At 70.2% G+C, this 14,327-nt stretch carries 14 protein-coding genes and 1 pseudogene; 8 read left to right on the top strand and 7 right to left on the bottom strand.

Annotated elements, in window-relative coordinates; genetic code table 11:
• Nucleotides 1-598: 598 nt before the first annotated feature.
• Nucleotides 599-1,027, bottom strand: coding sequence for a hypothetical protein (locus ACZ67Q_RS07255; RefSeq protein ID WP_471177525.1), 429 nt, complete (start codon nt 1,025-1,027; stop codon nt 599-601).
• A gap of 625 nt (nt 1,028-1,652) precedes the next feature.
• Here ACZ67Q_RS07255 and ACZ67Q_RS07250 point away from each other — a divergent pair.
• Nucleotides 1,653-2,051 carry a hypothetical protein gene (locus tag ACZ67Q_RS07250; protein ID WP_471177775.1) on the top strand — a complete coding sequence of 133 codons (399 nt, stop codon included), beginning with the start codon at nt 1,653-1,655 and terminating at the stop codon, nt 2,049-2,051.
• Between the two features lie 449 nt (nt 2,052-2,500).
• Here the strand turns inward: ACZ67Q_RS07250 and ACZ67Q_RS07245 are convergent.
• The 3 genes and pseudogenes from ACZ67Q_RS07245 to ACZ67Q_RS07235 all read right to left on the bottom strand — a co-directional run.
• A pseudogene (locus ACZ67Q_RS07245) lies at nt 2,501-2,614 on the bottom strand (VOC family protein); the annotation flags it as partial.
• 40 nt (nt 2,615-2,654) lie between these two features.
• Nucleotides 2,655-3,083, bottom strand: a complete 429-nt coding sequence (locus ACZ67Q_RS07240) for a DUF4267 domain-containing protein (protein WP_471177522.1) — start codon at nt 3,081-3,083, stop codon at nt 2,655-2,657.
• Between the two features lie 61 nt (nt 3,084-3,144).
• Entirely contained in the window at nt 3,145-3,591 is a 447-nt protein-coding gene (locus ACZ67Q_RS07235) for an anthrone oxygenase family protein (RefSeq protein ID WP_471177519.1), read from the bottom strand.
• Nucleotides 3,592-3,682: 91 nt separating this feature from the next.
• Between ACZ67Q_RS07235 and ACZ67Q_RS07230 the strand changes: the two genes are divergently transcribed.
• Nucleotides 3,683-4,261, top strand: coding sequence for a TetR/AcrR family transcriptional regulator (locus tag ACZ67Q_RS07230; protein ID WP_471177517.1), 579 nt, complete (start codon nt 3,683-3,685; stop codon nt 4,259-4,261).
• Nucleotides 4,262-4,450: 189 nt separating this feature from the next.
• Here the strand turns inward: ACZ67Q_RS07230 and ACZ67Q_RS07225 are convergent, their stop codons facing one another.
• On the bottom strand, nt 4,451-5,347 hold the full coding sequence (locus ACZ67Q_RS07225; protein ID WP_471177515.1) for a DUF2690 domain-containing protein: 897 nt from the start codon (nt 5,345-5,347) through the stop codon (nt 4,451-4,453).
• A gap of 266 nt (nt 5,348-5,613) precedes the next feature.
• Between ACZ67Q_RS07225 and ACZ67Q_RS07220 the strand changes: the two genes are divergently transcribed.
• Together ACZ67Q_RS07220 and ACZ67Q_RS07215 are read left to right on the top strand one after the other, a co-directional pair.
• Nucleotides 5,614-6,651 carry an NlpC/P60 family protein gene (locus tag ACZ67Q_RS07220; RefSeq protein ID WP_471177512.1) on the top strand — a complete coding sequence of 346 codons (1,038 nt, stop codon included), beginning with the start codon at nt 5,614-5,616 and terminating at the stop codon, nt 6,649-6,651.
• 69 nt (nt 6,652-6,720) lie between these two features.
• On the top strand, nt 6,721-7,647 hold the full coding sequence (locus ACZ67Q_RS07215; RefSeq protein WP_471177510.1) for a peptidoglycan-binding domain-containing protein: 927 nt from the start codon (nt 6,721-6,723) through the stop codon (nt 7,645-7,647).
• Between the two features lie 507 nt (nt 7,648-8,154).
• Here ACZ67Q_RS07215 and ACZ67Q_RS07210 read toward each other — a convergent pair.
• Nucleotides 8,155-8,397: a hypothetical protein gene (locus ACZ67Q_RS07210; RefSeq protein WP_471177508.1), complete on the bottom strand. Its 243-nt coding sequence runs from the start codon at nt 8,395-8,397 to the stop codon at nt 8,155-8,157.
• Nucleotides 8,394-8,642, bottom strand: coding sequence for a hypothetical protein (locus ACZ67Q_RS07205; protein WP_471177773.1), 249 nt, complete (start codon nt 8,640-8,642; stop codon nt 8,394-8,396). The genes ACZ67Q_RS07210 and ACZ67Q_RS07205 overlap by 4 nt, the downstream gene beginning before the upstream one ends.
• Nucleotides 8,643-8,778: 136 nt before the next feature.
• Here ACZ67Q_RS07205 and ACZ67Q_RS07200 point away from each other — a divergent pair, with 136 nt between their 5' ends.
• From ACZ67Q_RS07200 to ACZ67Q_RS07185, 4 genes are all read left to right on the top strand, one after another.
• Nucleotides 8,779-11,529: an AAA family ATPase gene (locus ACZ67Q_RS07200; RefSeq protein ID WP_471177506.1), complete on the top strand. Its 2,751-nt coding sequence runs from the start codon at nt 8,779-8,781 to the stop codon at nt 11,527-11,529.
• 129 nt (nt 11,530-11,658) lie between these two features.
• Nucleotides 11,659-12,492 (top strand): alpha/beta fold hydrolase, encoded by an 834-nt coding sequence (locus ACZ67Q_RS07195; protein ID WP_142146804.1) that lies wholly within the window; start codon nt 11,659-11,661, stop codon nt 12,490-12,492.
• A gap of 34 nt (nt 12,493-12,526) precedes the next feature.
• Nucleotides 12,527-13,000, top strand: a complete 474-nt coding sequence (locus ACZ67Q_RS07190) for a Dps family protein (RefSeq protein WP_471177503.1) — start codon at nt 12,527-12,529, stop codon at nt 12,998-13,000.
• Between the two features lie 46 nt (nt 13,001-13,046).
• Nucleotides 13,047-14,192, top strand: a complete 1,146-nt coding sequence (locus tag ACZ67Q_RS07185; protein ID WP_471177501.1) for a serine hydrolase domain-containing protein — start codon at nt 13,047-13,049, stop codon at nt 14,190-14,192.
• The last annotated feature ends 135 nt before the right edge of the window (nt 14,193-14,327 follow it).

The raw sequence follows: 14,327 nt of genomic DNA, 5'->3' as shown, positions 1-14,327 counted from the left end.
CCAGACTCCATCGCCGCACGTCAAGTTCAGGCAACACCTGACATCGAGAGCGTGGTCAGCGACGTCGACCTCTTCCCCGTAACCGCCGGAATCGTTGTGATCTTCGCCGGTTCTGGAAAGGTTAAGGCTGGTACCTGCGCCAACCCCGACCGACCGAACTGTGCCCAATTCAAAGGATCTAGATGGCGTACCTCCAGATCCATCAGGCGATCCCAACAGTCGGTGGAAATATGGGAAGCGCCTGGAGGTAGGCACGGGTAGAGCATTGGACTGCGCGTCCACCTATACCACCCGAAAGTGAGGAATGAAAGTGACTGCATTGATCGGGACATCCTCAGACTCAAGTCCCGCAGTTTTCGGGGATAGCGCACAGGGCGAGGGAGTCCGGGGTACGGCGCATTCGTCCGATCACGGCGGCGTCGTCGGTACCAACGAGAGCGCTGGGCAAGGCGTTTTCGGGGAGAGCATACAGGGCGAGGGAGTCCGAGGTATGGGGCATTCGCCCAATCACGGCGCCGTCGTCGGTGGCAACCTTAGCGCTGGGCAAGGTGTTTTCGGGGAGAGTGCACAGGGCGAGGGAGTCCGAGGTGTGGGCCATTCACCCAATCACGGCGGCGTCGTCGGCAGCAATGACAGCAACGGCCCGCAAGCAGCCGGCATATTCGGCATAAGCAGCGGCAGCGGCCCGGGCGTCGTCGGGCAGAGCGAACACGAGGCCGGCGTACGGGGGACCAGCACCAACGGCACAGGGGTCGTCGGAATTGGCGGCGCATTCGCGGCTCAGTTCGTCGGAAAGGTTCAAGTCCAGGGTGATATCGAGATCACCGCCGGAGACGACCTGATTCTCGATGGTGCCGACTACGCAGAAGCACTCACGGCGGACGATGGCGACATCGCTGCCGGCTGCGTGGTAGTGCTCGGTCCTGACGGGGATGTGCGACGGTGCAGCCGCGAATACGACACCGCAGTCGCTGGCATCGTCTCGGGCGCCGGCGGCGTGAAACCAGCCCTCGTCCTCGATCGTCATGTCGGCAGCGTCAACGTAGCACTCATGGGGAAGGTGTGGTGTCTCGCCGACGCCGATCCGGCTCCTATCCACCCAGGCGACTTGCTGACGACGTCGTCGACAGTTGGGCACAGTCGGCGAGTGAGCGAGCACGATCGAGCCTTCGGTACCGTCATCGGCAAGGCATTGACGCCACTCGACAAGGGGCGCGGGCTTATTCGCGTCCTTGTAAGCCCGCGGTAATGCCACGCTCGAGTGCTGCGGGGCGACGATAGGAATGTGTTCTGTGGGGATCCGGTCCCAAAGACAATGACCATTCCACCGAGCACCCGAGCCAACGCGGGTTCCGCGTCGCTGCGGTTGGCCCGGGGCTTCGTGGGCCGGTCGGTGGAGCCGACCATCAACCGGCCCTACGGCTCGCGGCACCCTGTCCACGACTTCGCCTATTCGGCGAACTGCGGGTTCGTTCCCAACCCCCTCGCGCCGGACGGCGACGAGACGCCTGTAACGACAAGGAGGAGCGAAGGCCATGCCTAGACTGCGGACGGCCATCGAAAGTGCCCGACAGCGGGGAGCACTGCCTACGCATTCTCCCGGAAGTACCCGGGACTTGACGCGCAAGCTTGGCTTGCCAGCGCCTGTTCACGTGAGTGCACTCATAAGGAAGCTGGATACCCTGGAACAGCCTGCACCGCAGCCTCCACACATTGAAGTGACCTTCAACGGATCGATTATCGACGCAAGGTTCCACGTGACCGGAAGCGGTTTCGTGCCAGACCTGCCACCACCCAACAAGCCCATCAACCAGGGCGTTGCTATCAAGGTCGTCGACGCGAATGCTGTGATCGAGACGCGACGTGAATTCACTAGTTCATCCCGTACGCGCGAAATCGATCATGTCATCTCAGGTGACCTGACGGGCGCCGTCGTCAATTCCGCTGGATTCGCGACAATCGCGATCTCTGCAACGGATGGGCGGTCCAATCCCAACGACAAGACCGGGTTTCTCTGGAGCAACACCGTACGTATAGATATCCGAGCCTGAGCCGCCTGGCATCGCTCTGGCAATTTGCGGCTTGCTCCGGTCGACGACATTGGCAGCGTGGCTGAGGGCAATGGGGTACAGCGAGGCATACGCGTGCGTGGTCGGTCGGTGCGCCCGCCGTCGTGGCTGACTGTCGTCGGCTGAGGTTCAGGCAGGGCATTGAAGGTATCGGCCGTCAGTTGAGTACGCTGAGGCTGGGCCGTCCGAGGCCGCTCGACAGCAACCAAAGACGACCAACGACGACGAGCAGGCGCACGGCCCCACCGCTCCTGACCAGCAAAACCCAGCTCACCAAGATCCCCGACAAGACCGGGGCAAGAAGAAGTGAGAGCTGGCGAGCAAGCCCTTGCCCGCGACAATCCTCTGGCGACAGCACCGTCGTAACGACCCTCAGACGACGTCGAATTCGTTGCCCTCGGGGTCCTGCATGGCGGCGGCGTAGAGCTGCACGTGGCGTGCCCGCCCGGCGGAGGCTCAGGCACGTAGCCCAGAGCCTCAGCCCAGAACGTCACCATTCTCTGTGGATCGGAGCAGTCGATCGTCAGCTGCACTGTCATCCCCATCCTCGGAGCATCCCAGGCGGGTCTGACAGACGATCCACTTTCACAACAGGCCCTGGGCGGCGGGTGCTGCCGGGGCGGTTGCGGGCTTGCGGGTCTCGCGCAGTATCAGCAGGCCGTTGACCACCATCAGGGTCGCGGTCAGGCAGTGGACGCCCAGCGCGGTGGCCACCGAGCCGTGGTGGGCCAGCACGGTGGTCATGTCGCCGTACGCGGCGAGGGCCTCCACCAGCAGCGCCCAGCCCAGCGCCCGGCGGTGGCCAGTCACCAGGAGGATGCCCAGGACCAGGGCCAGGACGACGTCGCGGATTCCCTTGATGATCAGGAAGCCGTCGCCGTCGCCGGGCGGCCAGCCCGGCAGGCCGAAGCCCGGCGCCCTCGTCTCCGGGCTGAAGATGAACTCCGTGCCGAACCAGAGGATGAAGAGGATGAAGGCGGCGGCCAGTGCGGTGTTGATCTTCTTCAGCGACATGGTCTTCTCCTTGTGAAGGCCAGGGGTTTCGGCGGTCAGCCACCCCGGGCCGGCGGTGGTGTCAGACGAGGGCGGCGACCAGCAGGGTGAAGGCGGCGATGATGACGGCGACGCGGACGTCGTGGTAGCGGCCCCAGCGGTGCAGCTGCTGCTTCCAGTCGGCGGGCCGGTTCTCGGGGGTCCAGGTCCTGTTCCGGTTGTTGATCGGGACGAGCAGCAGCATCGACATGACGACGCTGACGATCAGCAGGCCGGCGGCGGTGACGACGAGTCCGGCGCCGTGGTGGTGCCATCCGGCGACGGCCCAGATCGCGCTGAGGACGAGCGAGCCGATGTACCAGAACGGCATCAGGGCGCCGAGCATCCGGCCGCCGTGGGCGTGGCCGAGCTGGCCGCTGTCCTCGGGGAGCGCGTCCAGGATCCGGTTCATGATGAAGGCGACGGAGAACTCCACCCCCACCATCAGGCCGACGACGACCGTGGTGACGACCTCGAGTGCGTTGAGCATGACGATCCCTCCCTTGATCTAGCGTTGCTAGCGGACGAGGCAACGCTAGATCTGCTGCCGCTCGATTGTCTAGCGACGCTAGGATCGATGCATGTCGGTACAGGAGCGCAAGCAGCGCGAACGGGCGGACCGCGAGCGCCTCATCGTGGCGACGGCCCGCGAACTCGCCGAGCAGCAGGGCTGGGACGCGGTCACCACCCGCCGGCTCGCCGAGCGCATCGAATACAGCCAGCCCGTCCTCTACAGCCACTTCCGCGGCAAGCGCGAGTTCATCGGCGCCGTCGCCCTTCAGGGGGCCGCCGAACTGGCCGTCGCGGTGCGGGCCGCGACCTCCGCCGCGGACGGCCCGCGCGCCCGGGTCGCCGCCCTGGCCCGCGCCTACCTCGACTTCGCCGTGCGCAACCCGGCGGTCTACGACGCCCCGTTCCAGCTCGACGGCGGCCTGGAGTACGCGCAGGAGGACACCCCCGAGCCACTGAAGGACGCCTTCGCCCCGCTACTGGAGACTCATGGCGAGGTCGCCGGCGACGGCATCCCACCGGGGCTGTTCACCGAGGTGTTCTGGGCGGCCCTGCACGGCCTCGCGACCCTGACGCGCGCGGGCCGCCTGCTGCCCGAGGACGCCGAGCCGCGGGTGGAGCTGCTGGTGGACCGGCTCGCCGTCATCTGACATACCGTCACGGCGAGCATCCAGCCGGGATCACGATCCGATACCTGCACTGGTGCGGTCCTCGTCCGCGACGATCGGCCGGGCCGAGGTCACGCGGAGCGGTGAGCGTCCGACCCGGATCGCGCGGGGCGGCGGTACGGGTGAGGCGCGGCGGGCTGACGCGGGCAGTGGCGTGCTCCCGGGGACGGCTCAGCCGCGGGCTTCGGTGGGGATCGTGGCGCAGACCGTCCGCGTCGCCAGAACCGCGCAGGCCGTCACGTCCTCGGGGCGGGCGGCCGGCAGCATCGTCGTGTGCGCGTCTCGTCCGCTGATCTGCGTGTACTGGCGTGTGCGGCCCGCCCGGTCGCCGATTCGGGCGATGTCCCCCTGGGTGGTGTTGCTGATTTTGGTCCAGGCCGCCTGGCACTTCGCGCTGTAGCGGAGTTCGACGCCGATCACGGGGTCGGTGTCGACGAAGGCGGTGACCGCGTCCGTGCGGCACACGGTGTGATTGGGCTCCAGGCCGAAGCACTTCTCGCCCGCGCAGGGAGCGAGCTCGGCCGTCGGGTGCTGAGGGGCTGCCGGAGGGGCCGCGGCGCCGGTGGCCTGGGCCTGGGCCGTTGAGCCGTTGCGCGAGTCCGGGGCGTGCTCCCGCTCCCAGGGGTTGACCAGCCACAGAGTGCCGGCTGCGGCGAGGACGAGGACGGCCGCCACGACGCCGTACAGCAGACCACGAGGCGAACGGGCGGGCGTGGTTCCAGGGCCGGCGTCCTGCGCGGGTACGGGCTGCTCGGGGGTCGTCGCCCGCAGCCGCTGCTGTGCCGTGCGCTCGCGGGTGGCCGTCTCCCACAGGCCGAGGGCCACCGCCAGCTCCTCATGCGGGCGCCCGAAGATCGAGTGGAGCGCGCGGACCACGTCCTCACGGGCGATCTGCGGCTTGGCCGGGTCCAGGTAGCGCGAAAGGGTCGCCTGGGTGATCTCGATGCCGCGCGCCTTGAGCTGGGCAACGAGCGAGTCCTGCTTCCGCACCGGCGTCTCGCTCTGCCACCACTGCCGCAGCAGCGCGGACACCTGGGCACCTTCATTCACCTGATCGGGTTGCCGCATCGTTCCCTTCCTCGGTCGCCCTATGCATGCACGCCCACGAAACAGCAGGTCAGGGGCCTGTATTGAGGGTGGATCAGCGCTGTATGGGGCGGCCCCCCAGCGCAGAGTAGAGGCTCACCGGCCCAGCGGGGCAATCTTCGATCAGCGGTCGCCGACAGAGCCGCCGCACATCCCTTCCTCCGCCGCCCTCACGGGCTGCTTCGCCGTGCCACGACGTGCCTTTCCGTGTCCCGTGCGGTGGAGACGACACACCCGAGGAGAATCCCGTGATCCTGCCCCCTGCCTTCTTCCGCGCCGTCGTGACCGCCACGCTCACCGGTGCGTTGCTCGCCCCAGCGGCGGCCGTCACCTCCTTCGCGGACGCTGCACCCGCCTCCCACGCGGCGTCCCCCGGCGTCACCGCCTCCAGGACCGTCACCGTCGCCGCCTCGTGGCCGGCCCTCCGGCAGGGGGCACGGGGCGTGGACGTCGCCACCGCCCAGGACCTGCTGGCCGCGGCCGGTCATCCGGTGCCCGCGGACGGCGTGTTCGGGCCGGCGACCGCTCGTGCCGTGAAGGACTTCCAGAAGTCCCGCCGGCTGGCTGCGGACGGCGTCGTCGGCGCACGTACCTGGACGGCCCTCACCGTCACCCTGCGGTCGGGCAGCAAGGGCCGGGCGGTCCGGGCGCTTCAGCGCCAGCTCGGCCAGGGAGGCCACCGGCTCGTCCTGGACGGCGTGTTCGGCGCGGGTACGGGCTCGGCGGTGCGGGCCGCCCAGCGGGCCCACGCTCTGTCCCCCGACGGCGTGGCAGGACCGCGTACCTGGGCGGCGCTCCTGGCGGCCCCCGGCGCGGCGTCCGGCCGCCCCTCCGGTGACGTCTCCGCGCTGCGGAAGCGGATCGTGGCCACGGCCCGGGGCCAGATCGGCGTCTCGGAGCCGTCCGGCTGCCGCACGTACCTCAAGGACTGCGCGCGTACGGCCTGGTGCGCGGCGTTCGCCTCGTGGACCTGGCGCAAGGCCGGGGTCCCGTCAGCGTCCGTGCCCACGACCCTCGTGGCGCGGGAGGTCGGCCTGTGGGGTCAGCGCAACGGGCTCTTCCACCGCGCCCACCCGAAGCCGGGCGACATCGTCGTGTGGGGGGAGCCCGCCGCGAAGACCGGCGGCCACGTCGCCGTCGTCGTCGCCGTCCACGCCGACGGGCGCATCGACACGATCGACGGCAACTACCGGAACAAGGTCAGCTTCCGCAAGAACATCGACCCCCGCACGGCGAGGACGCGTTCGCACCGCATCTCCGGCTACGTCAGCCCGCGCGGCGCCTGACCCGGCCGCCGCATTCGCCGCACCCGCCGAACTCCGGCACGACCGACAACGAACCAAGGAGCACACACCATGACCGGAACGCCTTCCCCCTCCGCCCGCCGGGGCCGCCTCGCGGTGGGCGCCGCGACCGCCGCGACCATCGTGCTCGGCGCCGCAGCCGGGACCACGGCCGCGACCGCGGCGCCCGCAGCCTCCGTCTACTACACCCCGGCACAGGCCAAGGCCAAGCTCCGTGCGGCCGGCATCACCTGGCGGTCCAGCGGCAACTGCGAGAACAAGAACAAGAACGGCTGCACCAGCTTCCAGGGCATCCGCAGGACGACCGTCGACGGAGTCGTCGCCTTCAGGCGCGCCGGCCGCTGCGCGATCACCATCACCGGTGCCGCGGAGATCCCGCCGCACCAGACCACGGGCACCTACACCCACGGCAAGGGCTACAAGGTGGACGTCGCCCTCGACCCCTGCGTCAACCGCTACATCCCGCGGCACGCCCGCAAGACCGGCCCCGCCACGTGGGCGGCCGGCAGCGTCGTGTACCTCCGGGAAAGCAACCACTGGGACATCACGTACAAGGGCGCCGGCTCCGGCTCGATCCCGTGGGCCGGCCGGGCCTGGCCCACGCTCCGCGTCGGCTCGCGGGGGCACGCCGTGGCCACTGCCCAGCGTCTGCTGCACGTCAAGGCCGACGGGCGGTACGGGCCGGCCACGGGCCGGGCGGTGAAGACCTTCCAGCGCGAGCACCGCCTCGCCGCCGACGGGGTCCTCGGCCCCGCCACCTGGCAGCGCCTCGTCCCCACGCTCCGCTCCGGCGCACACGGCGACTCCGTCAAGGCCCTGCAGGCCCAGCTGCGCCGCCATGGGGCCCGCTTCGCCGTCGACGGCCACTACGGCCGTGCGACGACCACCGCCGTACGCACCTTCCAGCGCGGTCGGCACCTGACGGCCGACGGCATCGCCGGCCCCGCCACCTGGCTGCGCCTCCTCACCGCCAACTGACCTCCCGGCCCCGGCCGCTCTCTTCCATCCGCTCCGGCTCTTTGCAGGGCGCCGGGGCGGACCCTTTTTCCGGACGCTCGATCGACCATGAGCATCGTGTCGTGAGAGAGGCGCGACAGGGTTGACCTTCGTGCATGGGTCAATGCCTGGTGTCAGCGGCATGAAGCCCTTCACGAAGAGCACAAAGAGTGCCGCGCCGTCTGCCTGGTCCAGCCTGACGCCCCCACGTGCGCGCTTGTCGAAGCCGATCGGCCCCGGCCCGGCACGGCGGAGCACCTGGCCGCGCTGCCGGGCATCACCGTGCTCGACCTGGATCTCCCGACCGAGCGAGTCGCCAGCGCCGGCTCCAGGCCGCTCTCCGGCCGTCGGGGGCGCGCCCCCGACGGGCGTACTGACCTGCCGCGGCTGGCCGCCGCTCGCCTGACCGGCCCGTCCCCGCAAGTGTCAGGAGCGGGCCGGGCCCTGGACAGCGCCGGCACTTTCCCGGGCGCGGCCGGACAAGGTGATCTACCGCCTCATGCTGGAGCTGGTGTCGTGGGCGGGGCTGCCCCCCTCCGGCGTGGGCTTGTTACCCCCTCCGAGCAACAGGACCAGGGCGGTGATGACCGCGACGGCGGAGCCGATTGCGCCGACGATGTCGCCGCGGCTCGTCGGAGCGGAGGACGCGCGCGTGTGCTTGTAGACGGTGCAGCCCACCGCTATGCCCACGAGCATGATCGCGACGCCGAGAGGCTCGATGTACACGTTCACCGAGAGCCTCCACCGTACTCGTCGGTGTCCAGCACGGTGAGCGCCTGGGTGGCGTCCAGTGGCAGCTGGAGTGCCACGTCCCCGTGGATGTCGCTGAGCTGGAGCACGGTGTCGCCGGTCTTGTGCAGGACCAGGGCCGTCGTCGCGGACGCGGAGCATGCCCACGCGCCGATCGGCCCCGCCGTGATCCCGGCGGCGGCTCGGTTTCGCGGATGCGGACAGCGGTCGTTCCCGCTCGGCAACATGCATACCATTGCATGAACGGCATCCGGGCCAGGCTTCCAGGTCGCCCGCCAGTGGAGATGCCGCCGGGTCGCCTGGTTCCGCGAGGACGCGGAGCCGTCGGGTGCTGGGGAGGTACAGAGAAACGGGGGGTGCGGCATGCATCGGCGGGCGCTACTGGGTCGCGATACGGAGCGTCGCACACTGGCTGCCCTGGTCGAGCAGGGGGCCGCCGGTTCGGGCGGCGCGACGGTGATCACCGGCGCGCCGGGGATCGGCAAGTCGGCGCTGGTCGCGGAGGCCGCGGTCGCGGCAGCACGCGGCGGGACCCGTGTGATCACCGCTGTGGGGGTCCAGTCGGAGGAAGACCTGCCCTGTGCCGGCCTGCACCAGCTGGTTCACCAACTGCGGGACGGAATCGACGACTTGCCGGGACGTCAGCGCACCGCGCTGCTCGCGGCCGTCGGGCTCGTCGACGAGCCCGTACCCGATCTGTACCTCGTCGGCTTGGCCGCGCTGACCCTGCTGACGGACGCGGCGGCGAAGGCGCCACTGCTGGTGGTCGTCGAGGACGCCCACTGGATGGACCGTGCCAGCCTCGATGTGCTCGGGTTCGTGGCGCGGCGGATCGAGTCCGACCCCCTCGTCCTGGTCGCCGTCACCCGGCGCCTCGACGACCGCCTCAGCAGTGCCGGCCTGCCTGTGCTGCACCTGGGCCCGCTGACGGACGAGGTGTCGGGTGAGGTGCTGGACACGGCGGCCCCCGGACTGGGACAGCAGGTCAGACGGCGGCTGTTGGAGGAGGCCGCCGGGAACCCGCTGGCGCTGACCGAGCTGCCGGTCGCGCTGCAGTCGGTCGGCGGGGCGTACGCGCTCAACCCGGGTCCGCTGCCGCTGACCGCGCGGCTGGAGCGGACGTTCACGGCACGGGTCTCCCGCCTGCCGGCCGACACCCGTGCGGTCCTGCTCCTCTCGGCCCTCAACGGTGACGGGACGATGGACGAATGCCTCACCGCGGCGACCCGGATGCTCGGGACGGCGGTCGACGTCGGTGCTTTCGAGGCAGCGATCGACGCGGGCCTGGTGGAGGCCCAGGGGTCGGCCTTCAGGCACCCCCTCATCCGCTCGGCGATGCACCACGCCGCCACCGCCGCGGAACGCCAGGCCGCGCACGCCGCGCTGGCGGCCGCGCTCCAGGGGCAGCCCGATCGGCAGGCATGGCACCGTGCCGCCGCCACCGCCGGTCTCGACGAACGAGTGGCACGGGATCTGGACTCCACTGCCGGCAGAGCCCTGCGGCGAGGCGGTGTCGCCGCAGCTCTTGCCGCGCTGAGGCGGGCGGCGGAGCTGACGAAGGACCCCTCCGCGCGGGCGGACCGGCTGCTCCGGGCGGCGGAGCTCGCACTGGAGTCGGGCCAAGGAGACGTCGCGACGCATCTGCTGACCCAGGCGCGCTCACTGGACCTTTCGGTCCGGGACCAAGGCCGCGCGGCCTGGGTCAGCATCGCTCTGGCCGAGGGGACGCGGGGCGAGGGCGCCGCGACCGCCGAGCTGGCCGAGCTGGCGGTCGAGATCGCCGCCGGCGGCGAGTCGACACTGGGGCTGCGCATGCTGTGGAGCGCGGTCCTGCAGTGCTTCTGGGGAGAGCCGGGCCCGGCCGCCCGCGAGCGGGTCGCCGCCGCTGCCGACCGGATGCCCGTGCCTGCCGACAACGCCGACCTGGTCGCTCTGCGGGCGTACTCGGCGCCGGTCGAGCGTGGGGAAGGGATCATGGAGGGCCTGGCGGGTCAGCTGGAGCGCTCGTCGGAGAACGCGGAGGGGGACCAGCTCCTGGGGGCCGCCGCCGTGACGGTGGGCGCTCCCGCCCTGGCGAGCCGGTTCACGGCGAGGTCGCTGGACGCCCTGCGAGCGCAGGGCAGGCTGTCGATGCTGGCCCGCGCCCTCTGCGTCCAGGCGGGGAGCGCCGCACGGCTGGGTGACGTGCGCGCTGGTTCCCTCGCCGCGGAGGAGGCCGCGTCGCTTGCCCGCGAGACCGGTCAGCCTCTTGTGCACGCGATGGTGAATGCCATCCGCGCGCAGCTGGCCGCCGTCAGCGGGGACCCGGCGGCAGAGGCATGGGCGGCGGAAGCCGAACGCAAGGCCCTTCCCAGCGGAGGGCGCCCGGTGCTGGCCATCATGCAGATGGCCCGCGGGCAGGCGGCACTCTGCCAGGGCCGCTACGGCGACGCGTTCGGCCACCTGCACCGCGTCTTCGACCCGGCCGACCCCGCCTTCCACTCCTGGCTGCGCTTCTACGCGGTCGCGGAGCTGGTCGAGGCGGCGGTGCGCAGCGAATCCGCGGGGGTGGCACGCGACGTCGTGCGGGAGCTGACCCCGCTCGGGGAATCGACGTCGTCGCCCGCCCTGCTCTGCGGGTTGCGACTGGGCCGGGCCCTGCTGAGCCCGCAGGATGCCGCCGAGCCGCTGTACAGGGCGGCCCTCGACGCCGTGCCCACGGACTGGCCGTTCGAGGGGGCGCGGGCGCGCCTCGCCCTGGGCGAGTGGCTGCGGCGTCACCGGCGGCCCGCGGAGTCCCGCGTCGTACTGCAGGCCGCACGCGAGATCTTCGACGCCCTCGGCGCGTCGGCATGGGCGGAGCGGGCACGGCAGGAGCTGCGCGCCGCGGGCGCGTCGTCCCCGCGCCAGGATCCGGCCGCCGTCGACCGGCTGACCTCGACCGAGCTGCATGTCGCCCAGCTCGCCGCGCAGGGTCTGACGAACCGGGAGATCGGCGAGCGGTTGTACGTCTCGCCCCGGACGGTGAGCACCCATCTCCAGCGGATGTTCCCCAAACTGGGGGTCACGTCCCGCGGCGAGCTCGCGGCGGTGCTCGGCGGCACGACGACGTACCCCGAAGGCTCAGCGTCATGACGTACGCGGAAGACGCAGCACCATGACGTACGTCGAAGCCGTAGTCCGACGGACGCGGTCCGACATGCTTGATTCCTAGGTTTGTGCCATGCCCGGTGCGCACACGGCGGACGGGCGGGAAGGCACACCATGGGAACCATCACCGTCGGCTCCGAGGGCTCGACCGGCATCGATCTCTACTACGAGGACCACGGGTCGGGGCAGCCGGTCGTCCTGATCCACGGTTACCCGCTGGACGGGCAGTCGTGGGAGAAGCAGACAGATGCGCTGGTCAAGGCCGGCTACCGCGTCATCACCTACGACCGCCGTGGCTTCGGCCGGTCGAGCAAGACCATGACGGGCTACGACTACGACACCTTCGCCGCCGACCTGGACACCGTACTGACCCAGCTGGACCTGCGTGACGTGGTTCTCGTCGGGTTCTCGATGGGCTCGGGCGAGGTCGCCCGCTACCTCGGCGTCCACGGCTCGGAGCGGGTGGCGAAGGCGGCGTTCCTCGGTTCGCTCCAGCCGTTCCTGTTGCAGACGCCGGACAACCCCACCGGTGTGCCGCAGAGCGTCTTCGACGGCATCGCGGAGCAGGCGGAGGCCGACCGCTACGCCTGGTACGAGAGCTTCTTCGTCGACTTCTTCAACACCGACGAGACGCTCGGGTCGCGGCTCAGCGAGGCCGCGCTGCGCGCGAACTGGGCCACCGCCATCGACTCGGCGCCCATGGCGGCGTACGCGTGTGTCCCGGCGTGGCTGACGGACTTCCGGGCCGACGTGGAGCGCATCGACGTGCCATCGCTGATCCTGCACGGGACCGCCGACCGCATCCTGCCGATCGACGCCACGGCCCGCGAGTTCCGCCGCCGCCTGCCCGACGCGCGGTACGTCGAGATCGACGGCGCCCCGCACGGGCTGCTGCTCACCCACGCGGCCGAGGTCAACGCCGCCCTGCTCGACTTCCTCGCCGCCTGAGAGCCGGCGCCTGTCACGAAAGGACCGCACTCCTGTGCCGGTTGTCAACAACCCTCTGCCCGAGCGCGACCGCGAGACCGCGGGTGCGGCGCTGCAGGCGACCCTGGCCGACCTTCTCGACCTGTCCCTGGTGGCCAAGCAGGCACATTGGAATGTGTACGGCCCGCGCTTCCGCTCGGTTCACGTCCAGCTCGACGAGGCCGCCACCGTCGCCCGGAACCACGCCGACACGGTGGCCGAGCGCGCGGCCGCCCTGGGCGTCAGTCCGGACGGACGGGCCGGGACCGTTGCGGGAGCCAGTGGCGTGCCCGCCTTTCCGCCGGGCTGGACCAAGGACAGTGACGCCGTCGAGGCCTTGGTGTACGCGCTCTCTGCCGTGACCGAAAGGCTGCGTGAGCGCATCGTCGCGATGGGCCCGGTGGATGTCGTCACCGAGGATCTCCTCATCGGACTGACGGCCGATCTCGAGAAGCAGAGCTGGATGTTCCAGGCGGAGAACCGGGCCTGATCAGGGCGCCAGAGCCGCACAGTTGTCGTCCGAAGTGGAGAAGAGCATGAGTGTCGAGGGAACGAGCACAGACCGATTCGAACCGGTACGAGCGGTGCTGGAGGCGCACCTCGAAGCCGGCGAGGAGTTGGGGGCGTCGATCGCCGTCGATGTGGACGGGGTCATGGAAGTCGATCTGTGGGGTGGCCACGCGGACGAAGCACGGACCGTTCCGTGGCACCGGGACACGCTGGTGAGTATGTGGTCGACCACGAAAACCCTCACCAATCTCGCGGCTCTCATCCTCGTCGACCGGGGCGCGCTGGATCTGCACCGCCCGGTCGCGCACTACTGGCCCGAGTTCGCCGCCCAGGGAAAGGAGCACATCGAGGTGCGTCACGTCCTGGCTCACACCTCGGGACTCTCCGGCTGGGAGCAGCCCTTCTGCATGGAGGATCTCTACGACTGGCCTACCGCGAGTGCCCGGCTGGCCGCGCAGGCACCCTGGTGGGAGCCGGGCTCCGCTTCGGGCTACCACGTGCAGACCCAAGGGCAACTGGTGGGAGAGCTTGTCCGGCGCGCCAGTGGTCGTACCCTGACGGAGTTCGTCGCCACCGAGATCGCCGAACCGACGCAAGCTGATGTCCAGATCGGCGCGCGACAGACCGACTGGCCGCGTATCGCCGATCTGGTGGCCCCCACGCAGCCAGGCGGTATACCCACGGGTCTTGATCCCGAGGGGATCTTCACCAGGACGCTGCTCGGAAGCCCCGCACGTGACGAGCACGTCGACACCCCGCAGTGGCGCTCCGCCGAACTCGGAGCCGTCAACGGACACGGCAACGCACGTGGCCTGGCCCGAGCGCTCTCCGTCATCTCGCGGCGCGGCCAGGTCAACGGCCGCCGGCTTCTCTCCGAGGAGACGGTGGACAAGGTGTTCGACGTACAGGCCGACGGAGTCGACCTGTTCCTGGGCGTTCCCGTCCGCTGGGGCATGGGCTACGCACTCACCGATCCGAGGACGATGCCGCACATGCCCACCGGGAGGATCTGCTTCTGGGTCGGTCGGGGCGGTTCGATCGTCATGATGGACCTCGACCGGCGCGTCACGTTCTCGTACACGATGAACCGGGTGGGCGACGGGCTCCTCGGCTCGGAGCGCACGCACATCTACCTCAGGCATGTCTACGAAGTCCTGGAGCGTACCGGCTGAGATGTAGCCGCAGGCTCCGCGCGCGGCGCTGTGGCACACCGTCGAACGTGCCGTCAACCGTCTCAAGAACTTTCGCGCCGTCGCCACCCGCTCCGGGAAACGCTCTCCATCCACCTCGGCACCGTCGCACTCGCA

The sequence above is a fragment of the Streptomyces sp. NPDC036813 genome, from assembly GCF_055609245.1.
This window is presented reverse-complemented; position numbering and strand designations above follow the sequence as displayed.

Excerpts from the sequence above, each read along its gene's own strand:
- ACZ67Q_RS07255 (WP_471177525.1), bottom strand. The coding sequence starts at position 1,027 with ATGACGATCGAGGACGAGGGCTGGTTTCACGCCGCCGGCGCCCGAGAC.
- ACZ67Q_RS07240 (WP_471177522.1), bottom strand. The coding sequence starts at position 3,083 with ATGTCGCTGAAGAAGATCAACACCGCACTGGCCGCCGCCTTCATCCTC.
- ACZ67Q_RS07235 (WP_471177519.1), bottom strand. The coding sequence starts at position 3,591 with ATGCTCAACGCACTCGAGGTCGTCACCACGGTCGTCGTCGGCCTGATG.
- ACZ67Q_RS07230 (WP_471177517.1), top strand. The coding sequence starts at position 3,683 with ATGTCGGTACAGGAGCGCAAGCAGCGCGAACGGGCGGACCGCGAGCGC.
- ACZ67Q_RS07225 (WP_471177515.1), bottom strand. The coding sequence starts at position 5,347 with ATGCGGCAACCCGATCAGGTGAATGAAGGTGCCCAGGTGTCCGCGCTG.
- ACZ67Q_RS07215 (WP_471177510.1), top strand. The coding sequence starts at position 6,721 with ATGACCGGAACGCCTTCCCCCTCCGCCCGCCGGGGCCGCCTCGCGGTG.
- ACZ67Q_RS07205 (WP_471177773.1), bottom strand. The coding sequence starts at position 8,642 with ATGTTGCCGAGCGGGAACGACCGCTGTCCGCATCCGCGAAACCGAGCC.
- ACZ67Q_RS07200 (WP_471177506.1), top strand. The coding sequence starts at position 8,779 with ATGCATCGGCGGGCGCTACTGGGTCGCGATACGGAGCGTCGCACACTG.
- ACZ67Q_RS07195 (WP_142146804.1), top strand. The coding sequence starts at position 11,659 with ATGGGAACCATCACCGTCGGCTCCGAGGGCTCGACCGGCATCGATCTC.
- ACZ67Q_RS07185 (WP_471177501.1), top strand. The coding sequence starts at position 13,047 with ATGAGTGTCGAGGGAACGAGCACAGACCGATTCGAACCGGTACGAGCG.